Annotated in this window: 29 protein-coding genes; 11 read left to right on the top strand and 18 right to left on the bottom strand. The window is 44.0% G+C overall.

The window, feature by feature from the left end; genetic code table 11:
• Positions 1 to 47: 47 nt before the first annotated feature.
• The 16 genes from ABIX36_RS25890 to ABIX36_RS25815 all read right to left on the bottom strand — a co-directional run bounded on the left by ABIX36_RS25890 (position 48) and on the right by ABIX36_RS25815 (position 15,068).
• Positions 48 to 671 (bottom strand): tetratricopeptide repeat protein, encoded by a 624-nt coding sequence (locus tag ABIX36_RS25890; RefSeq protein WP_348085067.1) that lies wholly within the window; start codon positions 669 to 671, stop codon positions 48 to 50.
• Positions 659 to 1,819: a hypothetical protein gene (locus ABIX36_RS25885; protein ID WP_348085066.1), complete on the bottom strand. Its 1,161-nt coding sequence runs from the start codon at positions 1,817 to 1,819 to the stop codon at positions 659 to 661. Before ABIX36_RS25885 ends, ABIX36_RS25890 begins: the two co-directional genes overlap by 13 nt.
• Positions 1,807 to 3,963 (bottom strand): urea transporter, encoded by a 2,157-nt coding sequence (locus tag ABIX36_RS25880; RefSeq protein WP_348085065.1) that lies wholly within the window; start codon positions 3,961 to 3,963, stop codon positions 1,807 to 1,809. The genes ABIX36_RS25885 and ABIX36_RS25880 overlap by 13 nt, the downstream gene beginning before the upstream one ends.
• Before the next feature lie 14 nt (positions 3,964 to 3,977).
• The gene (locus ABIX36_RS25875; RefSeq protein ID WP_348085064.1) at positions 3,978 to 5,342 is read right to left on the bottom strand and encodes a hypothetical protein; all 1,365 of its coding nucleotides are present in this window, start codon (positions 5,340 to 5,342) and stop codon (positions 3,978 to 3,980) included.
• A gap of 16 nt (positions 5,343 to 5,358) precedes the next feature.
• Positions 5,359 to 6,411 carry an ATP-grasp domain-containing protein gene (locus ABIX36_RS25870; RefSeq protein ID WP_348085063.1) on the bottom strand — a complete coding sequence of 351 codons (1,053 nt, stop codon included), beginning with the start codon at positions 6,409 to 6,411 and terminating at the stop codon, positions 5,359 to 5,361.
• A 1-nt stretch (position 6,412) separates the two neighbouring features.
• The gene (locus ABIX36_RS25865; protein ID WP_348085062.1) at positions 6,413 to 6,658 is read right to left on the bottom strand and encodes a PqqD family protein; all 246 of its coding nucleotides are present in this window, start codon (positions 6,656 to 6,658) and stop codon (positions 6,413 to 6,415) included.
• 441 nt (positions 6,659 to 7,099) lie between these two features.
• Positions 7,100 to 7,807, bottom strand: coding sequence for a LytTR family DNA-binding domain-containing protein (locus tag ABIX36_RS25860; protein WP_348085061.1), 708 nt, complete (start codon positions 7,805 to 7,807; stop codon positions 7,100 to 7,102).
• An 8-nt stretch (positions 7,808 to 7,815) separates the two neighbouring features.
• The gene (locus ABIX36_RS25855) at positions 7,816 to 9,018 is read right to left on the bottom strand and encodes a sensor histidine kinase (protein WP_348085060.1); all 1,203 of its coding nucleotides are present in this window, start codon (positions 9,016 to 9,018) and stop codon (positions 7,816 to 7,818) included.
• Between the two features lie 210 nt (positions 9,019 to 9,228).
• Positions 9,229 to 9,642 carry a hypothetical protein gene (locus ABIX36_RS25850; RefSeq protein WP_348085059.1) on the bottom strand — a complete coding sequence of 138 codons (414 nt, stop codon included), beginning with the start codon at positions 9,640 to 9,642 and terminating at the stop codon, positions 9,229 to 9,231.
• 54 nt (positions 9,643 to 9,696) lie between these two features.
• Positions 9,697 to 10,590: a hypothetical protein gene (locus ABIX36_RS25845; RefSeq protein WP_348085058.1), complete on the bottom strand. Its 894-nt coding sequence runs from the start codon at positions 10,588 to 10,590 to the stop codon at positions 9,697 to 9,699.
• 12 nt (positions 10,591 to 10,602) lie between these two features.
• Entirely contained in the window at positions 10,603 to 11,472 is an 870-nt protein-coding gene (locus ABIX36_RS25840; protein ID WP_348085057.1) for a hypothetical protein, read from the bottom strand.
• 612 nt (positions 11,473 to 12,084) lie between these two features.
• Complete coding sequence (locus ABIX36_RS25835) at positions 12,085 to 12,507, bottom strand: hypothetical protein (RefSeq protein WP_348085056.1); 423 nt, start codon at positions 12,505 to 12,507, stop codon at positions 12,085 to 12,087.
• A gap of 38 nt (positions 12,508 to 12,545) precedes the next feature.
• Complete coding sequence (locus ABIX36_RS25830; RefSeq protein ID WP_348085055.1) at positions 12,546 to 12,740, bottom strand: hypothetical protein; 195 nt, start codon at positions 12,738 to 12,740, stop codon at positions 12,546 to 12,548.
• The gene (locus ABIX36_RS25825) at positions 12,698 to 13,285 is read right to left on the bottom strand and encodes a hypothetical protein (protein WP_348085054.1); all 588 of its coding nucleotides are present in this window, start codon (positions 13,283 to 13,285) and stop codon (positions 12,698 to 12,700) included. Before ABIX36_RS25825 ends, ABIX36_RS25830 begins: the two co-directional genes overlap by 43 nt.
• Positions 13,286 to 13,368: 83 nt before the next feature.
• Entirely contained in the window at positions 13,369 to 14,583 is a 1,215-nt protein-coding gene (locus ABIX36_RS25820; protein ID WP_348085053.1) for a terminase large subunit, read from the bottom strand.
• A gap of 29 nt (positions 14,584 to 14,612) precedes the next feature.
• Positions 14,613 to 15,068, bottom strand: coding sequence for a hypothetical protein (locus tag ABIX36_RS25815; protein WP_348085052.1), 456 nt, complete (start codon positions 15,066 to 15,068; stop codon positions 14,613 to 14,615).
• A 171-nt stretch (positions 15,069 to 15,239) separates the two neighbouring features.
• Between ABIX36_RS25815 and ABIX36_RS25810 the strand changes: the two genes are divergently transcribed.
• From ABIX36_RS25810 to ABIX36_RS25775, 8 genes are all read left to right on the top strand, one after another.
• Positions 15,240 to 15,740: an antitoxin Xre/MbcA/ParS toxin-binding domain-containing protein gene (locus ABIX36_RS25810; RefSeq protein ID WP_348085051.1), complete on the top strand. Its 501-nt coding sequence runs from the start codon at positions 15,240 to 15,242 to the stop codon at positions 15,738 to 15,740.
• Between the two features lie 131 nt (positions 15,741 to 15,871).
• A complete protein-coding gene (locus ABIX36_RS25805; protein ID WP_348085050.1) occupies positions 15,872 to 16,333 on the top strand; it encodes an RES family NAD+ phosphorylase in 462 nt (153 codons plus the stop codon).
• Between the two features lie 504 nt (positions 16,334 to 16,837).
• A complete protein-coding gene (locus ABIX36_RS25800; RefSeq protein WP_348085049.1) occupies positions 16,838 to 17,425 on the top strand; it encodes a hypothetical protein in 588 nt (195 codons plus the stop codon).
• 156 nt (positions 17,426 to 17,581) lie between these two features.
• A complete protein-coding gene (locus ABIX36_RS25795; RefSeq protein ID WP_348085048.1) occupies positions 17,582 to 17,875 on the top strand; it encodes an RNA-binding protein in 294 nt (97 codons plus the stop codon).
• Positions 17,876 to 18,018: 143 nt separating this feature from the next.
• Positions 18,019 to 18,438 carry a DUF1801 domain-containing protein gene (locus ABIX36_RS25790; protein ID WP_348085047.1) on the top strand — a complete coding sequence of 140 codons (420 nt, stop codon included), beginning with the start codon at positions 18,019 to 18,021 and terminating at the stop codon, positions 18,436 to 18,438.
• A 219-nt stretch (positions 18,439 to 18,657) separates the two neighbouring features.
• A complete protein-coding gene (locus ABIX36_RS25785) occupies positions 18,658 to 19,665 on the top strand; it encodes a histidine kinase dimerization/phospho-acceptor domain-containing protein (RefSeq protein ID WP_348085046.1) in 1,008 nt (335 codons plus the stop codon).
• Positions 19,666 to 19,678: 13 nt separating this feature from the next.
• Positions 19,679 to 19,993, top strand: coding sequence for a sensor histidine kinase (locus ABIX36_RS25780; protein WP_348085045.1), 315 nt, complete (start codon positions 19,679 to 19,681; stop codon positions 19,991 to 19,993).
• A gap of 142 nt (positions 19,994 to 20,135) precedes the next feature.
• Positions 20,136 to 20,474: a hypothetical protein gene (locus tag ABIX36_RS25775; RefSeq protein ID WP_348085044.1), complete on the top strand. Its 339-nt coding sequence runs from the start codon at positions 20,136 to 20,138 to the stop codon at positions 20,472 to 20,474.
• Between the two features lie 342 nt (positions 20,475 to 20,816).
• Here ABIX36_RS25775 and ABIX36_RS25770 read toward each other — a convergent pair whose 3' ends face one another.
• On the bottom strand, positions 20,817 to 21,227 hold the full coding sequence (locus ABIX36_RS25770) for a hypothetical protein (RefSeq protein WP_348085043.1): 411 nt from the start codon (positions 21,225 to 21,227) through the stop codon (positions 20,817 to 20,819).
• Positions 21,228 to 21,285: 58 nt separating this feature from the next.
• Entirely contained in the window at positions 21,286 to 21,468 is a 183-nt protein-coding gene (locus ABIX36_RS25765; RefSeq protein ID WP_348085042.1) for a hypothetical protein, read from the bottom strand.
• Between the two features lie 213 nt (positions 21,469 to 21,681).
• Here ABIX36_RS25765 and ABIX36_RS25760 point away from each other — a divergent pair, with 213 nt between their 5' ends.
• The 3 genes from ABIX36_RS25760 to ABIX36_RS25750 all read left to right on the top strand — a co-directional run bounded on the left by ABIX36_RS25760 (position 21,682) and on the right by ABIX36_RS25750 (position 23,581).
• Positions 21,682 to 22,374 carry a S24 family peptidase gene (locus ABIX36_RS25760; protein ID WP_348085041.1) on the top strand — a complete coding sequence of 231 codons (693 nt, stop codon included), beginning with the start codon at positions 21,682 to 21,684 and terminating at the stop codon, positions 22,372 to 22,374.
• Between the two features lie 65 nt (positions 22,375 to 22,439).
• Positions 22,440 to 23,030: a hypothetical protein gene (locus ABIX36_RS25755; protein WP_348085040.1), complete on the top strand. Its 591-nt coding sequence runs from the start codon at positions 22,440 to 22,442 to the stop codon at positions 23,028 to 23,030.
• A gap of 47 nt (positions 23,031 to 23,077) precedes the next feature.
• Positions 23,078 to 23,581 (top strand): GNAT family N-acetyltransferase, encoded by a 504-nt coding sequence (locus ABIX36_RS25750; protein ID WP_348085039.1) that lies wholly within the window; start codon positions 23,078 to 23,080, stop codon positions 23,579 to 23,581.
• Positions 23,582 to 23,710: the final 129 nt, after the last annotated feature.

The raw sequence follows: 23,710 nt of genomic DNA, 5'->3' as shown, positions 1-23,710 counted from the left end.
CCCGCGCCGGTAGCGCCGGGATGCCGGGTAAAATTGGTGGGAGGAGCCTAATTTTTAGCCTTGTTCAGCCCGTCGGTACAGGATGTATCTTCGGGTTTTATAATTAAAGCCTGTTCAAAATAAACCCGGGCCTGGGCTTTGTTGCCGGCCATCAGGTAGGCCCAGCCAAGCATTTGGTTCCCATCGTAATCAAAGGGGTACAGGCTTACTACTTTGCTGAAATACTTGGCAGCGGCATCGTAGTGTTTGCGGTTGTAAAAGATAACGCCTGCCCAGTAGTTGGCTTGCGTATTTTGCGGATCTATCTTAAGGATGGCCGCGTATTGGGTAAGTACTTTATCCCAGCTGGCTAATAGCGAGAGAGGCTTTACATAGCCAAATTTTGCCTCGAGCGCGTTGGGCTTTATACGGACGGCCTTGGCGTAATAACTTTCGGCGGCAGTGTAGTTTTTGCTGAGAAAGTAAAGCCATCCCAAGCGTAGGTTGCTTTCGTAGTCACCGTCGCTGTAAAAGGGTTTTATATCATTGATGGCCTCGGCGTAGTTTTTTTTCGCTTCATCAGCATAGCTGCTTTTGTAGGCGCGCTGCAGGGCCGCTTCCGATTGTGCCCTGGCCTGCAACATGGCAAACAGACAAATAAAAACCGTAAATAACTTTTTTAAAACTTCCATGTAAGTCCCCCGGTTACCGAATGTTGTTTATACTCCTCAATTCTGTAAAAATCTTTCTTTTGCTCAAACGTATAATTGAGGTACAAAAGTACATGGCCACTTAGCTGACAATAGGCCGTTGCACCTGTTTTAAATGTAGCAATATCTATGGCATTATACACGTACAAAGCGTCGGCATCTAAATAATTGTTTAAAGTACCAATGGTGGCGTTGGCTTCCGCCCAAAAATTCTTAAATACTTTTGTACCGATGGTTTGGCTGAACACAAATTTGCTGCCGTCCTGGTGCAATAGGCTCGCCCTCGAAATAAAATACAAATTGAGATTGCCTTTGGGATAAATGCTCAGCTGGGCGTTGTATTGCTGAAATGTAGTATCGCTGATGCGCCCAAAATTGGCGTCGGCCTGTAATATGGTATTGCCGCTGGCGTACTTTAAGCCGGTAAGGCCTATGTGATTGTTATAAGTGCCCACGCTGTATTTGGTGTTTAAGTAATGATAGCCGCCAAACACGGATAAAGAGCTGTTTGCCGAGTAGTTGAGTTTGCCGTAATATTCCAGCTGTTTTACGGGATTGTTTACCAGGCCATTAAACGTCCGGTGCAAAATATCCTGACCAAAGTAGGCGAAGGATTCGTCCAGCACAAACCGGTAGCCCAAAGTGTTGGCAAAGCCCATCTGGGTATAGTTACCGTTGCCACGGCGGGGATTCCTGGAGAATTTAATGCCATGTTCGACAGATGCGCTGATGAATTTAACGGGCGATGGTTTTGCGTTGTAGGTGCTGTCATCCAACAGTGCGAGGTGGTAGCCTGCGGCATCGTCGCGGTTGAGGTACAGGTTACTCAGGTAGGCGTAATAGTTGGCCGTTTGATTGCGCGGATCGTGTTTTAATACTTCGCGATATTGGCTAAGCGCGGCGGTATAATTGCCGGTGATGAAGTAAGCGTAAGCCACCCGCAAATGCAGTAGTGGGAAATCAATGCCGCTTTTTACGGATTGATCGCCATAGCTGATCAACTGCTGCCAGTTGCCGGCGAGATATAAAGAATAGCTGGTGCTATCTGCCTTTTGATAACTATCCTGCGCGCGGGCAATGCTGGTACAGCCTAACAGGGCGGCTATCAGTATGTATTTTACACTTCCCATTTTGCCTCTGTTTGTTTGCCGTTTACATCTATAGTAAATTCCGAGATCTGGTTATTGGTTACCAGCACATCTGCCCGCATAAATTGTTTGTTTTTGCTAAAGCCGGTTTTATACCCGAAAGATGTGACCAGTAAGCCGTTACTAAGCGGACGGGTATAACTTTGATAAATACGACCAATAAAATGGTAAAAGGGCGATACCAGATCGTAAAGCCAAACCGTCGGTTTGCTACCCGTTATATTTACGGGGAATACATCCTTCGCCTTTACGCCGCTCTCTGCTGAGAAGATAACCTTATACGCCGCTAACTGGAATTTATACAGCAGTGAGGACCTTCCGCCATAAAAGGCCGTAAAATAAAAAGCGGTGTCGTTACTTACAAAGTAGGCAATATCACCGCTCTCATGGTGGAACAGATAAGTTTGGTTAAGTGTATCGGTAAATACCTCCCAGGTTTCGGTATTGCTGCCTGCGGTAACCCTGGCCACATAGCCTGGCTGAAAGGCAAACGCCTGTTTTAAGGCTGATGAAGTAGCAATATTGTGTACGGTGCTATCAAGAGCGGGGACGTTAAAGCTATTGAACTGTTCGGCATGGCCGACGTTTTCTTTAAAGTAAGCAAATGGGTAACTGATGGTTTTAGAACCTACATAAGGCGTAGCTTGCATTTGAAAATGCAAATGCGGCTCGGGCGAACGGCCACTGTTGCCGCATAGGGCAAGTATGTCGCCGCGTTTTACAAGGTCGCCGGGTTTTACTTTTGCTGTATTTGGTTTAAGGTGCGATACCTTGCTGTACAAGCCATCGGCATGTTTGATAACGATGGTGTTACCCCAGTTTTCGCGGGTGTTTATTTCACCAATGCGGTTATCTTCTACGTGGCTTACCACGGTTTCTACCAGGCCGTCGGCGCAGGCTAAAATGGGTTTGTTATAACAGTAAAAGTCCTCTGGTTTTTCGCCGGGGACCTTACAAGTCCGGTGGTCCTCATCTTTGATCACAAAATCCAGCGCCTGCGCCCATTCAGCATTATGAGTGATACCACCATCATACCCCTGCGAAACCGACCAGCCGCCCATAAATGGCAGCGAAAGGTTAAGGTAGCGCAAATGGTTCAGGCGCTCCTGCCCGTTAAGGTATTGATATAGATTTGCCTCGGGCGAGTAATTTTGATAAGCCGTAAGTTGTAATGCCCGCGGGTGCTGCCTCAGCTTTAAAAAGTACAGCACACCTATAACGATGAGGCAGAAAGGAAGCGAGAGGATAGGCAGGTTCCAATCATCAAGTAAACTCGTAAAAGCGCCTGTAAGCAAATAGGCCAGCGGAATAAAGGCGATAGCTAAAAGGTATGAGCGTAGAGATGGAACAATGAAAAACCCACTGAGCGCCATGCCTGTCATCATAAAATTCACCCCCAAATGGTAATGCCCCAAGCCATCCGGGTAAATATGGGTGAAGGAGTTAAACAGGCAGGCCGAAATAAAACCGAGCACCAGCAGGCTAAGGCTGATACGCGAATGAATAAGCACACCAATGCTGATCACCAAGCCTGCAAATGCGCTATCCTGGAACAAAATTGCGCTCACCGCCCTGAAAAATAGCCTGATATAATAGGGTAGAGGTACCGCGTTTAACGTGCCAAAAAGCTGATAGGGATGGACACTTTCTTTTACCGAAAGCTCGTTGAGCATGTAGCTCTCTTTAGGCACCAGGCCCATTTGTCCGTAACCATTAGCGGCTAACAATATCAGCCAAAATACGACAACAAATGGCAGCGATAAGGCGGGCAGCCCGCGCTTTGCCAGTGTGGTAGTAAGAATAACGGTAAGCATTACCGTAAGCGCTGTGGCCATCACCAGCCAAACACAAAACGCCATATTAAAATGAAAGAAGCTACCAAAGCCAAGCCCGATAAGAATGGAGTTAAAGGAATACAAACCCGATTGCGTGGTATCGTGCCGGTAGCCCGAGAGTTTAAGCAAAACCAGCGAGCCGCAAACTGCAAATAACCCTGCCGCACCGGCAATCGGGTTAAAAAAAGAGGTCACCAGCAGTAAAACCGCCAGCACATTATGCTGCGAAAAAAACACAATGGAATAGCTGTTGAGCAATGCCTGGATAAATAAGAGTGTTTGTTTTTTCACAGCGCGGTTAAATGCTATACGGTTTTTAATTGCTGCAGGTATACCGGCATTACCTCCGGCACTTCCAAATATTCCAAAGTTTCGGCTTTGCGGATGATGTGGGGCTGCCGGTTCTCGTCTATTAAAACCACCGCCGGGCGCATGGTTATAAATTGCATCCATTGGGTCATGTTGTAAGCGCCAACTTTATGCACTACCACGTTATCACCGGGTTCCATGGCGGGGAGGTTTACGCTTTCGCGGATGACGTCGATATTCATGCAAAGCGGGCCGTACAGTATTACGTTATCGGTATGCTGCGAGGCATCCTGCGCAGGGCTTATCTTATGGTCGTACCAAAGCGAGGTGAACAGGGTATTAACGCCAAAATCCATAATCAACGCGCGGCGGCCATCGCTCAGTCGTTTGTTGGCGATCACGCTGCCCAGCAAATACCCGGCATCATCTATTAGTACCCTGCCGCTTTCCAGTATCAGAAGGGGGAGTTCTTTGTGTTGAAAACCGGCGCTGAGCAGGGTAGTAGTTATTACTTCCGCGAAATCATCAACCGATGGCACGGTATCTACCCCCGGCAAATAAGCGCCTTTTAGGGTATTGGTAGATGGGAAACCACCACCCAGGTCGAGATACTCGATGGGATTATTCAGGGCGGTTTTGCATTGGATAGCCAGCTCGCTCATTTTAGCCGCGGCAATGCCGTAGGCTGCTGTGGAAAGCATGAAAGTACCGATATGGCAATGCAGACCCGCCAGTTGCATTTTGCCCGAATCAACTATTTTGCTGATGGCGCTCCAGGCCTGCCCGTTCTCGTAATTAAAGCCAAACCTGTCCCAAACCGGGTAAACGCCGGTGTCCATATTTACACGGACGGCCACGCGGGGCTTTATATTGATTTCGCCGCAGAGCGAGATAAGGGTGTATAGCTCGTCGAAATGGTCGATATGAATTAAGGAGTTGTTATCGATGGCGAGCAGTAGGTCTTCCTTGGTTTTTTGCGGACCGTTAAAGATGATATGCTCGCCGGCAACTCCATTATTTAGTGCCTTGCGGTATTCAAAGCCCGATACTACCTCTGCCCAGCTGCCTTCCTGGTGAAAGATGCTGCAAACGGCGTTGAGGTAATTGGTTTTATAGCTCCAGGCAAACTGAACCTTTGGGTAACGTGTTTTAAAAGCACGAACTGCCGCACGGTAGTTGCGGCGGATCTGTCGTTCGGATAATACAAACAGGGGCGAGCCAAATTCCTTCACCAGGCTTTTTACGGTAACGCCGTCAATATCGCGCACAGTTTCTGCCTCGTTCTGTGTGCCGAACTTGTTCATCAGCCCGGTATTCATTTTTTTAATGAAAGGGCGTTCGTATTTAAGTTTTTGCGTCATTCGTTTTTCTACTGAATTATAATTCGCCAAAGGCAGAAAATTGCTGAAACTCGCTTACATCGGTCACATGGTCCAACGCGTAGCGGATAAACATTTTGCCAACCTGGTATTCGGTAAGTGGTTCCACTGTTTCGCCTAATGCCATTTTTACCAAAGCTGCCGGCTGGTTTTGCCCTGCCGCGGCCGTTAAATAGATCCACGCCGGGAACCTTGGGTTTATCTCCATAATAAACAATTCACCGGCTTTATCCTGCATCAGTTCCAGCTCAAAACCGCCGCTCCATTTGCTTGCGGCGGCAAACCGGTGTGCAATGGTGAGTAGTTTATCATCAGCAATGGTTATGCCCGCCCATGCCTTACCTTTATCGGTAATATATAGTTTGCGCATGGGTACTACGCTTAATGCATTGCCTTTGCCATCGGCAAGGCCGGCAACGTTTATTTCTGTCCCTTTTATAAATTGCTGTACAATAATGGGCGTACCCCATTTGGCGCTGAGCCGGTAAAAAGCGTTTTGGGCCTGACTGGCGGTATGGGCTATCTCGGCCTCGTAAAATTTGCCCTTTATTACCAGCGGGAAATTCAACTCATCCGCCGCGTTATGCAATTCGTCGGCATTAAAAATACTGAGGCTTTTGGGCACATTTAATTGATGCAGCCTGCCAAAGGCCGCCAGGTTGGGTTTGCTGCAGGCTGCCAATTGCTGGTGTGTAGGCAGTATGAGGCGGATTCCTATTATTTGTAACTCGGCCTTTATTTTGATGAAATTATACAATTCCGCGTCGAAATTGGGAATGATAAGGTCCATGTGTTCCTTCGCCTGAATGGCTTGCAATCTTTGCGATAAGGCCACGGAGCCGGCCGATGGATAGGGGATCTGGTAAGTTTTATCAACCAAATTGTGCATATAAATGCCCGGCTCTAAGGATTCATAAGCCAACCCTATAATACGCACCTGTGGAAATGCCTCCCGCAACGCACGGATAACCGCTAAGCCCGGTCCGGGGTTTTCGGTGGCATTTAAGCCGGTAACGCCAATTACCAAAGGGGCATTAGTTAAGTTTGCCATATTACTTAGCCTCCAGAAGGTTGGCGTCTTTTAACTGCAATAGCCAGTCTTCCCAGTCGCGTTCTAAAGCCGTGGCTTCTACATCGTAGGTATCAAGGAGTTCCAGTTTAATGTCTGCATCGGCCTTGCCGGCTTTCATCAATGCCAAAATAAACGCGGCAATGGTGTTGCTGGTGTACGAATCACCGGTGGCGGGGTTAAATATAAACCCGTTATCGCTGGTAGCTATGTTGGCCTTAAGTTTCACGTAAAAAATATATCAAATATAGGTTGTTAATTGGTTTGCTCTCTTGATTTCGGATTTCGAATGTCCGATTTCGGATATGTTTTAATTTCGGTTTTTCTTTGTTGGTTTTGTTTGTATCGTCTTGCATTCGGTTACCTGTCCTGCTGGTTGGCGGTGAGGACACCGCCAACGAGGAAAGGTTTGCCTTCTTCATGCCATGCACTCAAAAATCCGAAATCGAACGTCCGGAATCCCAAATCATTCAAAACCTTCTTTCCATATCGCGGATAAGCGCTGGTAATTTATTACTAAATATCAGTAATAAGATGGCTGCAAGCGTTAAAATTAATTCGGGTATCCCTAAATCGTGCATCTTTATAAGTTTAATGTGTAAAGATGGTACCAAATGGTATCTAACCGGTAAATGTGTCGGCGAACGGCTTTAATGTATAGATGAACAGGTTAGAGATTTTTTGCCCAGGTACGGATAGATTCGGTATAACTTTCGCCGATGGGGAGCTCGATATCTGCCAGTTTAAGTTTTCGGTTGTGTATGGATTTTACTTTGTTAACGGCAATAATGTAGCTGCGGTGTACCCGCTTAAATTTATCTGCGGGCAGTTTCTCCAGCGCCTTTTTGAGCGACATTAATGTGAGTATCGGCTTTGACTGCCCGCTCAGGTGAATTTTCACGTAGTCTTCCATGCTCTCCAGGTACTCTATCTCCGCCATGTTTATCTTCACCATCCGGTACTCCGAATACACGTAAAAGCTTTCTTCTGCGGCGCCGGGGATGGCGTTGTTTTTATAATTGTAAAACTCCAGCGCTTTTTCTACCGCTTTGGTAAACCGGCTGATGTCGATTGGCTTTAGCAGATAATCCAGCGCTTCCAGCTCAAAACCTTCGAAGGCGAAATTTTTATAGGCGGTGGTGAAGATAATGATCGGCTTGCTGGCGAGCGAGCGCACCAAGTCGATACCAGTAATATCGGGCATGTTGATGTCCACAAAAAGCAGGTCGACGGGTTGTTTTTTGAGATATTCGGCACCCCTGATGGCATCCTCGAACGAACGCACCAACTGCAGGTAAGGGAAGCGGGAGATATATTCTTCTATCAAACTGAGCGCCAGCGGCTCATCATCAATGGCAATACATTTTAATTTAATCATAGGGTTTATTAGCTCAATAATATCAGTTTTACCTTAAAAACACCATCCGCCTCCTGTATGTTTAATGTATGTTTTTTGGGGTATAAGTGCGATAACCGTTGTTTGGTATTGGCAATGCCGATGCCGCCGGTACGGTCTGGCAGGGTGGATGTTCGCTCAAAAACCGCATTCTCACATTCAAATGTAATGGCATCGCTGGTAATACTTATTTTAATGCTGATGGCACTGTCGGTTTGTTTGCTTACGCCATATTTAAAGGTGTTCTCTACAAAACTCATTAAAATAAGCGGCGCTATTTTTTGGTTAGTCACTTCGCCAATCACTTCAAAATTGACTGCGGTTTTGCGCCCAAGCCGTAACCTTTGCAGGTCTACATAGTTTTTAATACAATCCAGATCTTGCTGCAGGGGCACAAAATCCTGCGTTACATCATCGGTAACGTAACGCATAATATTGGAGAGTTTCATGATGCTTTCTGAGGTGTGCTCACTGTTCATGATGGAGAGCATGTAGATATTGTTGAGCGTATTGAAAAGGAAATGAGGGTTGATCTGCGCTTTGAGGAAGGAAAGTTCGGCGTTCACTTTTTCGGCTTCGGCTTTAATTACTTTCTGCTCGGTGGTTTGCCACTGTTCCACCGTGCGGATGGATAACCCAAGTGCGATAATGATACCAAACAGGAACAAACTTACTATATCCATATTGCTGGAATGCTGCCATATGCTGGCAGCCGCGTTGGATTTAGCCACAGGCAGTTGCATCCGCAGGTCCTGGTGAGGGAGTGGGCCAAAGGGTAATGACTTGTCCCCGGGACCATGCACAATGCTATCGGCGTTGTGCGAGGTTATGGCCTTGAGCGAATCGGCAGCTTGCTGGCGGGCGATAGCTTCCATTTGCTCCTGGAAACGCGGATTATGCACCAGCAATTTATCAAAGGGCTGTAAAAAATATACAAAGCCAAATAGGATGATAATGAATAAGCCGTACACCCAGCGCTTCTTTTTAAGGAAAAAGGAGGGAATAAGGTACCAAAGGTTAAAGTAAAACAGGGTGAGATAGGTAAGGCAAAATAGCCAATAATAAGGGGAGGAGAGTAAGATCCAGGCACCGCTTTGTTTGCTGCCAGTGCTTAAAAACAACACCGGCAACATCAAAAACAGCAGCCAGCCGGTAACGTGGATCAATATGTTGTTTAATTTAAAACGCAGCATCTGGTTGGGGTTCTCTCTACTATGGTTCAGCTAATTCCCGAAAATAAGGAATAATGTTAAATGATTTGCAAAGATGAGGTTCTGGCTGCGTTGCCGGGGTAGCTATCGGTTAACGGGGGATATGTGTCGATTAATTTCGGATTTCCAAGTTGGGGTCGCGCAGTTGCGAATGCCAAACAATTAGCCTGGGTAAGGGCTGTTCGATATGAGTTATACCACCTGTAGTGGTTTTTTATCCGGCGCTACAAATTGGGTTTTTGCTTTATCGGAATACAACACTTCATCAGAATAATAATCTGACAAGAATTTTTTGAAGATACTTAGCCCGGCATTTGCCGCAACAAATTCTTGCCAGCTTTCATAGGTTTTACACTTCATTAAGGTAGTTATGCTGTTGGCAAAAACCATAGTAATGGTGTGCTGGTATTTCATCCCGCCGGCGTATTTGGCATCTATGCCTTTAATGGCCGCACTGATCTGTTGTAAAGCTGCATCCTCATCAGAACCACTCAAATACAGCCATGCCATGCGGATATGCGCCTCATGCGTAAATAGCTCGGGGTTAATGGTAACGGTTTCTATTTGGTGGAGGAATTGCTCGTTACTTAAGTCTGCGTGGCTCAACTGATATTAGTGATACAAATATTTTTAAATATAGACGGTTATAAAAAGGATGATTTAAAAGCCCTTCCTTAACGTATCTGTGGAATAAGAAGTATTAAAGTCGATGTTATAAGTACCGTTGCCCGTAGGGCTGGTCGTACCCGTTAAAACTGTTCGGGTATTCTTTTTGCATTGTACCGATATTGTTTTTTTGTAGGTTTGCGAACCATTGAATTCAACCGTTACAGTTAAAGGCGAGTTTGTATTAAGTATATTAGTTACATAACGTGGCTTTACGCCATAATCGCCATTACCAAAATTATAATTTAATGCTATAATGGCATTGCTCGCAGCCGCATTATCCCAAATAGAATAATATCTTTTTTCACCCTCTACCAAAAAACTTCCTGAAAGTATAAAAGAATTTATACCCTCAAGGTTTATCTCTAATTGCCCGATAATTCTATCCAGTGTTATGTTTTGGGTCACTGCGGCGCCCGACACGGTGACATTTATTTTCTTGAAAAAAGTATCTCCAACGGAAGTATTGTTTGAACTGAAATAGTAATAATTAGCGTTTGCCATCAAATCATAATCATAGCCATTTAACTTTTTAGACCCTATGATTGCAAACGTGTAAGAACCATTTGTAAGGCTGGCGGTTATCACTCCAAAATTACTTTGATCTGAAGTTTGTTTTACCGTAGTAATTAATTTATTACTGGCATCATAAATTTGGTAGTAAAAAATATTTATGGCGTTGGTCAGTACTGTATCTGCCGCGTTTGTTTTCAGTGCGTTGGTAGTTAGTGGTTTGCTGTGTATGATTTGTGTGAAATCGCCACCGTTAACGTTGACCGTAACATCATATTTAAAGTCGTTTTTTTGCGACTCACTTTCTTTTTTATTCTTTTTACAGCCAACATTAATGCAGGCTACTAAACAGATAAATAATATGGTTTTTTTCATAAAAATGTCTATTTAAAATTTTACTGTATCAGCCGGAGCCCACGTTTTCGGAATAGATACCCCAATACCTGCTGTGCCACCAAATAATTTACCGGTTAGCACGGTTATTTTGTTTCGTTCGCAAACCACATTACTTATTACTTTAGTATAGGTTTGTGCGGAATTATCAAAAACAGCTACTATAGACAATGTAAATGGCGTTATATGATTTGATGTGTAGGAAGCAAAGGGGGCGGGGGTAATTCCTTTTTTAGCACCATCAAGATACACACCAAGCGTATTCACTGTGGCCGGGCTAAGGTATTGTTGCGTTAACGTATTGAATTGAGTTGAATCTGGTAATGATAAATAAATTCTACTAACATGTTTGGGTATGGTGTCGTCTTTCAACTTTACTTCAATTTTAGCATCAATTCTATTTAAAATCACGTTTTGCGTAACGCTATTTCCAGATACTACAAAAGTGATTTTTTTGCTAAAAAAATCGTTACTGTTGGTTATATTCTGAATGTTTCCACCACTGGGAACTACATAACCCGAATTTGCACTTAAATTTATCAGGAAAAATGTTGCTGTATAAGTTCCGTTAGGGATATTATCTTTAATAACCGGTGTTGAAGTTCCATCAGTTTGTTTGATAGTGAGTGTTTTATTCGACTGATCATAAAGGGTATAAGAAAGGAAATAGGGTGTAGTACTGTTTGTTTTAAGTTTATCACCTACGCTATTAACAATAGGGCCGGTAGTTAGGTTTAAATCTAAACCGGAAATATTGAATGTAACTTCATGAGTCTCTACGGGAGGGTCGGTACGGTGGGGCTTTTTACATGCAGCAGAAATTAGCAGCAGCAAGCAAAAAAATAAGGTTAAGGATTTATTCATAATAGAAATAAGATTAATTGGCATTAAAAAAATCAATTAAAAATATAAAAATGTTTTTTCACGGATATTGATATGCATTGTGCTTGGATTAGGTGAGTTAAAATTAGTCATAATTTTCAATTATACAAGGAGTTAGCAAGTTTTTTTCAGGTGTTTTCTGTAAAGATAAAAAGTCGAAATTTCTATAGTAGCCGCTTAATTGCCTATGCTATGTGCCATCAATCAAATACAAGGTATCCTTAAACAATGGCCGTAATACGCCAGGCAATGCCTGGTAGAAAAGGAAGTGCAGGACGCGCTGTCAGGAACCTGCCTTTGCTCATCAGCTATACTTTACTCACGAGATAGGGCACGCCACCAATGTACATCACCTTCATTTACCACAAGAGAAGCAAGACGGTTTTTACATGTGTGTTGCCAATTGCCCTATGCGCTACTGGTTTGATACAGGCCGGGAGGATGACCATGCCGACTGATCCCAATGTTTGCCATCGGTTTGTGGGCCCCAGCTAAATTAAAAACTCTCACAGGTGTACCAATGGAACTATGTAAAACTGATGATAATTGCTTCAGCCAAATGTAGCTAAAGAAAGGCGGCAGGTAGCCATGTACTTAAGAGTTAGATTTTAAATGTTTGTATTGCTGCTGGTAATACCATTCCACAATGCAAACATCATCGCTCCAGCTTAATTTACCGTCGGCAGCTAATTGTGCTATCAATACAGATAAATTATGCAGATAAGCGTTTTTAATTTCGCCAGTTATGTTTTGCAGCGTTTTAACGGCGCATTTGGTGATTTCCTGCGGATCGGAGGAAGCTCTGCAGTTTTGAGCCAGTTTTAAATTGGTTAGAAGTATTGGTAACCCTGCACGTAGCGTTTGTTTTATTTTGTCGTCAATATCGCCGGGAATAATATCCGTCAACACATCTGCCAAAGGCGAGTCTACAAAGTTTTTGATGTTTTCGGTAATAATTACGCCGAGATGCACTGCGGTTTTTACTGTGACGGGTAGCTTGCTGAATAAAGACCGCATGTTAATCCAAAGCCTGGTTAAAAAGGATATGACGCTCGTTATTTGCCCGATTTAATATTTTCAACTTCGCGTTGCAAAAGCGCAACCTGCCCTTCCAATACTTTCAAACGGATCTCGTTTACCCGCGTCTGCGAATCCTGCCGGGTTTTTACATTACGGATATCTTCCTTTAATTCAAAGTAGGTAGTCATTACCGATGCCACAATGCAATGGGCAGCGCCTCCGTTACCCATAGTTTTTTAACGGCTTCGGCAAAGGCGGCAGCGGCATATTCATCAAAGGGTTTGCGCGTTACCCTGCAGTACAAATAATAGCCCAATACTTTGCAACAGGCGGCGAGTGAGGGGTTAAAGTATTCCTGCCAGTTTTCTTCCCCATACTTTTCTATATGAGTGGCTATCTCATCGCTTATTATATCGCGGGCGGCCATAAAAGCGCCCGCCGGCTCTACTGATAGGTTTTTGATCACATTTACGGTAACCGGTTTGCCCTCCACATCTAAAGTGACGGTTTTGGGGATAGCATCGGCGTTGTACAGGTACTTTATCTGTTGCGATAAGCCCATTATCGTATCGGCAAAGCCCATTAATTCGCCGGCATCCTTTACGTTTTGCAGATCGGCTACGGGCGCGCCCGATAAAATGCTGATGGCGTGCAAGTCTGTTAGTTCGGTTGCGTCCTGTAGCTGCATCATTTGCCCCAGGGTTACTTCGTTCAGTTGCGTGGGAATGCTTACCCGCAGCTTGCCGCCTGTTGTTTTTAGTGTTTTTTCTATCATAGTATTTGTGATTAGCCCCCCAGCCCCTGAAGGGGGAGCTTTTGATTTGTGTGTTAGTGGGTGGGCGATGTGGTTGTTTCGAGTTAAGCCATTCCAATAAGTTCCTCAAAAACACCCCTGTTAAAGAGGTCCGGCGCTTTTGGTAGCCTGCTTTTTAGTGCTTTCGGCGGCGTTATTTTTAGTTTGTTGAGGGCTATGTACCGCAGTGGGTCTACCAGGTGGTTGCAGGTATCTACGGGCTGATTAATGGTTTTGCCATCGTTATCGGTTTTCCATTTATAACGTGCAAGTTCCTTACGCAGGTTAGTGCTGTTGCGGGTTACGTTTATTTTGTAGCGCTTTAGGATATCTATAGAATTTGTGATACTATCCGCGCCTTTTTTTGCGCCGCTTACATACCAGCCCAGGCGCTTAAGTTCTTCTATCGATTTTGGTTCGGCGCTATCGGCTATAATTTCGGTGTTTTTGCTGATGTTGGCATCCTTTAGCTTCCGGCTGATATCGGTATTAGTGAGCCCGGTTTGATAAATTGCCTCATCGGCCCATAGCTCGCCGTTTTGTTTGTAAAGCAGCAGGCAGCCGGTTTCATCATTAGTAAAACCAAAATCGAGGCCGGCAGCTATCAGTTTGGCACCTTCAGGGATGTGTTCGCAAACGTGCCAGTTGTTAAACACCAACCCGGTAATTTTGCCGGTAAGTCCGCGGGCGTATACCTTCCAAAGTTCCAGATCCTCGTTTTTTAGCGCTTCTATCTTTTGGCGCATGGCCTCGTCTACAAAGGGGTTGTGCCGATGGTCGGATATAATGAGTTCCACCTCGGGCTTACCCAGTAGCTTTTCGTGTACCCAAAAGGCGGTGTTGGGGTTATAATCAATAAACACCCGTTTACGTGTACGCAGAGCCAGTTCGGTATAAATATCCCAGGCTATGCCATTTGCTTCGTTAATGAAAAGGTAGTCTCTCTTACCAGCCTTGGTATCCTGTGCATCGCTATAGCTCTTGAACTCGATGATGCTGCCGTTGTGGAACTCGTAAACCCGATCTGTTTTGTTAAAGCTTTTGGTGCTGCGCTGAAAAACGGGGGAGGCGTTGTGGATCTCTATCGCATCCCTCAGCGCGCCTGCCTTAAGGTTGGGGATATCCTGCCCTACAACGGTTATTACCAGTTTGTCTGTCACGGCCAGCGTAAAAAGGCATTGCAATATAGAATAGGTTTTGCCTGAGCTGGTGCCTCCCTGGTTGACTATCACTTGCGCGGTAGCATTGTAATTATGTTTAAATAGCGCGGTGGCTTGCATAGTAAGGTATTTAGGAGTAAGGGAGGCGCTTACATGACGACCTCTTTTTCATTCCTGGATATTTTTGGACCCGATTCGGTGATCTCGATAAGTAGTTTCTTTGGTACTGCAGCGGCGGGCTCGGCGTTTTTATCTGCCCAACCCATGCACCTCAGGGCAAACATGGCACCCGTGGGTGCTTGCTGATGCAGTTTCTTTTCGTATTCGGCCTCTATTTTTAAACGGGCTTTTCGCAGTGTCTTTTTATGTTTCCCCCTTTTCTCGCAGGCCACAAAATCGTCCATACTGTTAAAACCAAGGTGGAGGGCAAGTCCGGTTAGCAGGGCTGGTTCTGGCTGGCGGTCCCAAACTACCTGGTCGCCCGTTTCGGCATCTGGTGCTTGTTTTTTTTGCGGTGGTTTTGGCTCGAGATGGTACTCGCCTTTTATGTAACAGAAATAGCCATTCACCCGCTCATTTAGGGCGGTTTCATTCAGGAAGATCATGGGTTAGCGGTTTATGATTAAAATGCCGAATGGCATAAAACGTATACAAATGTAGCGAAAATATTTTACAACTGCTAATTATATTAGAATAAATTTGAAAGATATTTTGACGGATATTGAAACGAAATGTAAATAATTTCTTTTTAAATAGAAAATGTTTACATTTGTGTTATGAAAGAAGAAAGCAAGGATAAAAGTACCGGAAGGCGTAAAAACCAGGCGCTTGCGCGTACCTACACAAATTTTGAAACCCCGCTATCAATGGTTCATGATTTGATGGTGCCTTACGAAACTCTTTTTAAATCTCCGTTGGCCAAGTTGGGCGCTATAAAACAGGGCTTGCAGCCGGGTGCTTTAACTACTCTGCTACAGGTTACCGGTGTTACCCAAATAGATATTGCCAAATGGCTTGATATTACCGAGCCAACCCTGCGTAAGCATATCCAAAGCACCAAGGGCTTAAACCCGGGCTTAAGCGAGCACGTTATACAGCTGTTTGAGCTTTTTGATAAGGGGCTTGATACTTTTGGTTCGCTTGATGAATTTAAGAGCTGGCTACGCCATATCAATCCAGGTATTGATGCCGTCCCCTTTGATATGCTGGATACCATTACCGGCATCAGCATTGTAATGGCCGAGCTCATCCGCATAGATTACGGCGTTACAGCTTAGGCAATATTAGTTATAAGGGTTATGAGAGGTTGTATAAGTTTTAGTAGTTATGAATTTTAAAACTGTATTAAGGCCTTTTTACTGCTTTTTCAGCCACTCCAACTTCTTACAACTTTCCCAACCAACTCTAAATGAATACTTACCGCATAGGGCAAACCAAATATGCAGCCGACCGTAACGGTTCGGGGATAGACGGGCGCTGGAACTCGCGAGGCCGCTATGTAATTTATACAGGTGGCTCGCTGGCACTCTCCTGTTTAGAAAAATTGGCGCATACTGCAGGCACTTCCTTATACACGGGTAATTTTTCTGTTACGATGTTTAATGTGCCGGATAAATTGACCATAAAGGAAATTAGCCTGGCAAAACTAACCGGCATCAACCCACAATGGCAAAAGGTGTTGAATTACCCCCTCACCCAGGCACTTGGCGATACCTGGCTGCAAAAAATGGAAACCGCTGTGTTGAAAGTTCCTTCGGCTATTATAGGTATGGAATACAATTATCTGTTTAACCCCGCCCATCCCGATTTTGAAAAGATAAAAATCACCGCCATAAGTAAATTTTCCTTTGACGAGCGGTTAGGCGCGTAGATGTGCGGATATGCAGATTTCAGACGAGAGCGCCAGATGCAAGATAAGTTGTAGGTCCGCACATCAAAATCATTCGCACATTTATCACTCATTTCTCCATTTTTTATCCTGTCACGAAAGGCAAATTTTAAATGGTTGGCTAACATGGCTTTGTGTATTGATGTTTAGCGTTTTAATAAATGAATGAATGTCTTGATTTGTTATAATATGTTGTAATTCAATATATTGAGCAGGTAATTAAGGCGAATATATTTGACTTCTTCATGCTTTGTGTACGCGGTTAATATAACATTTACGACTATAACTAAATCTGGCGGAGCAGTGTTTAATTTAACCATCTGGTAATCAATAAAAATAAGTGTAAAAAGGACAAATAAAACAAACCTTTTGTTTGCCAAATACGTTTATATAGATAGTTAAAAAGTGTTAAACTTTTTGTGCGGGCGATTCGCTGGAGGCTTTTTTCAGAAATATTTTTTTTACTTTTAGGCCATCAATTTACCTATGTATTCAAAACGGTTTACCAACTGGTGTGTTTCGTGCGTTTTGTTCCTTGCGTTTGTGGCATCTTCCTGCCAAAAAGACCAGGGCGATAAAAGCGTGGACCAGAAAAAAGCCGTAGCCGCCGCAGACAGTGCACTTTCTGCTACCCCTGCCACCAATTTTTTAGCTTCGAGTGGTACTTTAACCTTAAACGTTCAGGATTCTACCTATACTTTTAATGCTGCCGAAGATTCTGTTGCATTTGTAAATATTAGTGTTGGCGAGAGCCGGTACTTTGGCATTACCGCTATAAACAAAGCGCATACCATGAGCTTTGCCATCAGCAGTAAAGGCACCGCAGCCGCAGAAGTTACCAAGGGGGTAGAGGGTAGCCAATTGTTGCTTCGCCCCGATGCCTTGCATATTAAGCAATATAGCCTCACTCAATTTACCGAGGCCGGCGATGCAGGTGTTTTAGACCTGCAGCGATACAGGCAAGACAGTGTACTCGCCAAGGGTACCTTCTTTACTTTTTTGGCACATGATGATAAAGCCAACTCGCCCTTTTACCGGGTGGAGGGTAGCTTCAACCTGAAGCTTAAACAATAATTAGCCACCAAAATTTTCGCAAGTTAACGATGTAAGGATCACGTTGCGTCATATTGACACCTTATTGTAAAAAACAAGCTACACCACTATTTAACACCACTCAACGCTTTAAAAAGCGACCTTTTTTGCGTACATTTGTAAAAACAAAGGAGATTAATGAAAGTATTTATTGGAGGCCTTCCATTAGAAGTAAATGAGGCCGAACTAAATGCGGTTTTTGGCGATTTTGGGCCGGTTAAGTCCCTCAGGATAGTTAAAGATCGTGAAACAAAAGAGAGCAGGGGTTTTGGGTTTGTTGAGATGGTGAACGAGGATGAAGCTAAAGAAGCTATAAGATGCATGAACGGGCAAAGCTATTACGGCAAACGCATTACAGTTAACATAGCCGAGGACAAAGGTCCAGGTTTTAACGGTGGTGGCGGTGGCCGCGGTGGATTTAGCCGCAATTAAGCACCCCTAAAATATTTTTCTTTTTAAAAGCCGGCATAGTCCGGCTTTTTTTATGCGCTAAAATTTAAATACGCTGCCAACCTAATAGCTCTTATTAAATGGGATAATTCCTGTTATATTTGGTTAACCAAAGCCCCACAGGTATGTATGAGTTAAAAACCAAAGCCACGCCAAAAACTGCGGAAAGCTATTTAAACATGATAGAAGACGAATCCCTGCGTAAGGATTGCTTCGCCATTGCCGCAATGATGGAAAAGGCTACCGGCGAGCCGGCCATTATGTGGGGCACGGCCATTATTGGCTGCGGTAATTATCATTATAAGTATGCCAGTGGCCATGAAGGGGATATGTGCTTAGTGGGTTTTGCGCCCCGCAAGGCCAATATTGCTTTGTATCTTAAGCTTGGGAGTTTTGAAAGTGATCAACTGCTGGCCCAATTAGGGAAATTCAAAATGGCCAAAAGCTGCCTCTACATAAAAAAGCTGGCTGATGTGAATTTGGATGTTTTGTATAGTTTGATAACGCGATCGGTAGTATTAATGAAAGAGCAATACCCGCGATAAATGAGAATGGATAAGTCGTACAAATCGCCTCGGTGGATTGGGGTTTTGCGGCAGTTTGATTTATGCAGGCAGGTCGCTGTTTATCAGATAATAAACCTATTTGGCATATACCTTAAATTACCTATGCTTACTTATATTTATACCCTAAAGTTTAACAGTGGCAGCGTTCGTCCTTTAGAAATTATTACTAACCTTGCGTACTCCAAATAATAATATAATTTGAGCCCCTTAGGAAATATAAATAAGCTTTGGATCAGGATAACGGGTTCAACGGCAGAGTTTCCGCTGGAGGTTAGGATATTTCACTCGGTTTGCATACTTGCCATTGCCGCGTTGGCATATAATATTCCGTTTAATTTTATTATTGGGTTACCGCTCATCGCGCTGCTCAGCCTGGGCACAATGCTTATTTTCTTGCTCTTGTATTACTGGTCGCGTTACCGGGGTAATACTAAGCTTGCAATTACGCTATTTTGCATTGTTGGCAACTTGTTATTCGCCCTTAACTTTCTTTATAATTCGGGCACGTTTGGGCCAACGGACCTTTTTATGGGGCTTTGTGTGCTGCTGTTGTTGTGTATCGCCCCAAAAAAACAGCATCGTTTCTGGATAGCCGGCAATATGGTGATCATTATCGGCCTGCATATATTTGAGTACTACAAGCCCGAGCGGATCCCTTATACTTATATAAACCGTGAAAGCCGTTTTTTCGATATCACATCGGCCTATGTGGTAGGAGTGATCGTTGTGTACTATACAATAACCTACCTGCGCCGCAACTACGATCATGAGAAACGCTCTGCCGGAGAAAAGGCAAGTGCTATTGAGCGGAAGAATCAGCAGATCATGCAGCAGAACCAGGAGCTGGAACGGATTAACCAGGAGCGTAATAAACTGATGTCGATCATAGCTCATGACCTTCGCTCGCCATTGAGCAATATTCAGAACTACCTGGAATTAATCACCGAATATGAGCTGGATACCGAAGAGCGCCGCATGGTAGAGGGCGACCTGCTGAAGGTTACCCGTAGTACTATTGATATGCTTGGCAAGCTACTCATTTGGAGTAAGGGCCAAATGGACGGCGTAAACGTAAAGCTGAGTTATGTAACGCTGCGAGGCGCCTTGTTTAATACGTTGGAACTGGAGCGCTCTATTGCACTAAAAAAAACAGATTGTATTAACCACCGAGCTGGATTGGGACATCAAAATAGTTGCGGACAATGATATGTTGCAACTGGTGATACGTAACCTCATCAATAACGCAATTAAATTTACTAATGCGGGCGGCGAAATAATTTTCAAAGCCAAACAAATTGGCGGCGAGTGCTGGCTCATCATTCGCGATAATGGCATCGGTATCACCGAAGAAAAGCAAAGCGAGCTTTTCTCGTTACGCGCAGGGACAACCTTTGGTACCAATAACGAAAAAGGAGTAGGCCTGGGCTTGCTGCTTTGCAAAGAGTTTACCGAACTACAAGGTGGCCGCATCTGGCTGGAAAGCAACCCCGGAGAAGGCACCGCCTTCTATGTGGCGATGCCGGCAGGCAATTAGCAGTTTGCGGTTTGCAGTGCGCAGTCTATATTTCGGCAGCACGCTGTTGTAGAGTCTGTAATCAGCCCACTATCATCAGAATCATTATAATCGATGCAATCAACCTGCAATCTCTATAATCTTAAATAATTATCTTTGTACCATGAAGCCAGGTGATAAGGTAATTTGTATTAACGATAAGATAGACCTTGATAAGAACGAGGAGATACGGCGCGACTTTGAGATTTGGATAACCAAAGACAAAGAGTACACCGTGCGCGAGATACTGGATAACAATGGCATAGTGCCCGGCCTCCTGCTTGATGAGGTGCATAATTTCCCCAAGTTTTTTAAGCTGATCAACCGTTTCCAGGAACCTGCCTTTGCTATATGGCGTTTTCGTAAACTTAATTACAACACCAAACCGGCCGAAGCTTTAAGCGAAATCGAAGAATTGGTAGAAGTAGATGCCGGCGAACTGCTAAAGGTTAGAGAAAAGTAACCTAATTCCGTTAATTTCCCGTTCAAATACCGTTAAAACACGGTTGCCCGGCAGCGGGTATTTCACAAGCTTTGTATCATCAATCTATACCATGCTTATGAAATCATTTATCTTGCTATTCCTGCTGTTTTTGGGCCTGTGTTTATTTGCTAACGCGTTGTTATCTTAACTCACAGATCGTTTCAATTTTTAGAGGCCTGTGCCTCCTTTACTGTATATTTTATACAGGTATTAAGCTCCCCTACGTTTTATCGGAAGTACTACCCTCACTGGATGCTGCAATGCATTACAGAAAATAGGTGCGCGTTTAAATATGAATATAATGCTAATTGGCATAATTAATTATAAATTATCGCCAGCTGTTTCGTTTTCAACCAACTGCGTTAATATGCTTTTCAGCATGGCCTCGCGTGCCCAGGTTTGTTCAACAGGTGTCGCATCTTCCCGGTACCATTTAACAGGCGCGTTTACCTCTATGCGGGTTTTGTACACATACTGGCGTGTAGGGTGCATTTTGCAGCCTTCGTAGCTGTTCAGTTTTTCGGCTTTGATAATTTTGGCGAAGTTGCGCAATGGCAACTCCAGTATCAGGCACTCGTCCAGGCTGTTCTTAAAATCGTGCTTATCTTCCAGCCAAAGGGTGAGGCTGTCGTCGCCAAGGTCGTGGTCGGCAATGCTGATGCGGCTGTAATCATAATCAACCGAGATGATCATCCACCAGAGTTCGTCTTTTAGTTTTTGGGTTAGTTTCATGTTGTTGGTATTAGTTCAGTGGTTTATTTGTTCATTGGTGTTCGTAGTGGGGGAGGGATTATCCCCTGGCGTCGAACGTGGGCATCCAGCCGGGGAGGTAGCGCTGTATGGCGGCTATCTCTTCCCGGTGCTTATTACAAACTGTTTGGTAAGCTTCCAGGCGCTGTTGCAGTTCTTTATTTTTAAGTTCGGCTTTGCCGTTTTTAATAGTAGTGCGCAACGCGCTGTGGACTAAATACATATTCGGGTGCGGAAAAAGGTGATCGATTTTTAAATACTTTGAAATTGGAAACATGCTAACCGGCACGGCTGCTGGGTAAAGTTGTTTCTTTAGTTTCTTGATGCATTATATTGATTTATTAAAATTTATACGTATCTTTATAGAATAACGACCTGACAAATATAAAGAATAATCTTTATTAAATAAAGAAATAAATAAAAATATTTTTCTGCTATGGAAGATCAGTCAAAACCCAATAAAATAAAAACCATTCGCCCCGAAACGCTGGAGTTTATTATTTTGTATAATCAATTACGAGGGAAAGCCTTTAACAATAACAGCGAACTGGCCGAAGCCTTGGGCTTTAATAATGCCAGCAGCATCACCGAGATCATCAAGAGTCGCCAAAACATCGACCCGGAAAAATTAAAGATATTTAAAGAAAAATACAGAGATTTATTAGGTGGTAAGAAAAATACGGATAAACCTGTAAGTTTACGCAACGGCGACGGCATCCCTATGTACGAAATTACCGCTACCGCGTCTGGTGTGGAGGTATATAATGATATTAATGATGCGCATCCTGTGGGCCGCATGAATTTCCCCGGAATAGAAGAATGCGACTTTGCCCTACCAGTTTGGGGCCACTCCATGTATCCATACCTGGAGAACGGTTGCTGGGTGGCATTAAAAGTGATCAGCGATAAAAAGATCCTCCCCGGGGAGGTGTATTATATTGAATGGGGCGATTACCGCATGTACAAACGCCTGCTAATGAGCGATAACCCGGAAGAGGTGATAGCGCACTCAGACAATACCACCGAAATGATTGGCAGCCGCCTAAAATACGCGCCGTTCCCTATTTTGATAGATGATATTAAAAAGCTGTGTTTGGTGAAGGATATCCATAAGAAGCATAATCATTAAGCGATGTGCAGGTGTGCAGATGCAAGAAAAGGACGCGGGATATCCAGCATTATAAGTAAAAATAAATGAAGCCAGCAGGTAATAAAGTACGGTCCATTAAAGCCGCCGTTATTTCGGTGGTGTATATAGTGCTGGCGTTCTTCTATTATTACATAGATGTTTACCTGTCAGGCTGGCTGGTGCTTATCACAGCATCGATAATTGGTTTGGCCGGTATTTTAATGGTAGTTGGGGTGGTGAGGCAGTTGATACTCGTTGTTAAAAACTGGCATAATTTAAACTTAGGTTATTTTTTACCCATCGCCATATATCTTATTTTTCTCTTTTTGCCAACAGGGTCTGTTGAAGACTATTTAAGCCCTATTAAATTTAAGGCTTGTCACGAAGGTACAAATGCGCAATCGGTTATCTATTTCCGTAACGACCATACTTTTCAAATGCATTCTACGATGGCATTTTTCAGTGAATGGAGTATCGGCAAATGGCAACAAAAAAAAGATACTTTGTTGTTGAATTGGGATGGCCGGGTTCACCCCAAGTTGGGCCGTACGTTGCTCGTAGATAGTGGTTATTTAAAACCGCTGGATGCTTCGGTAGCGGAGGAACTTCGTATACGCCCTTTGTTTTACCTCGGCTACTGTAAGGGGCAGAGTTAATACACTCTTGCCTTTGTTGTCTAAACTTAGCTTACTATTTTTGCGCAATGATCATCCGCCGCGCTGCACTTATTGATATCCCCGCCGTTATGTCCATCGTTAAAGAGGTTGTCCCCCTCATGCGGGCTTCGGGTAATTTGCAATGGGATGATAAATACCCTAACCCGGAGATCTTTGCATCGGATATTGCGCTTAACCAGTTGTGGGTTGCCGAAATAGACGGCCTTGTTACAGCGGCTTCTGCCATCACTAACGAGCAATACCCCGAGTACGGGCAGCTAGGTTTCGATATCAATGATCCCGCCATTGTTACCCATCGGTTGGTGGTAAGTCCCCAATACCGCGGACGAGGTATTGCTGAAGCACTGTTGACGGAAGCTGAACTTGAGGCAGGCCGCCGGGGGATCCCCTTACTGCGGATAGATACCAATTTTGAAAATAAGGCTGCGCAAAAGCTCTTTATTAAACTGGGTTATATATTGGCCGGCGAAATTACGCTCGCCTTTCGCCCGGGTATGCGCTTTGTTTGCTTGGAAAAGCAATTAGCGTAAACTTTAGCTTTAAATGGAGAGGAGAGCCTTATTACATTAAATCACAAAAAATAAGTAAAAATACTCCTAAAAGTTGTAATTTAATTTTTGAGTAATTAAATTTGATGAAAAATTAACTCAATAATAAAA

It is taken from the genome of Mucilaginibacter sp. (assembly GCF_039925265.1).
Classification (GTDB): Bacteria; Bacteroidota; Bacteroidia; order Sphingobacteriales; family Sphingobacteriaceae; genus Mucilaginibacter.
This window is presented reverse-complemented; position numbering and strand designations above follow the sequence as displayed.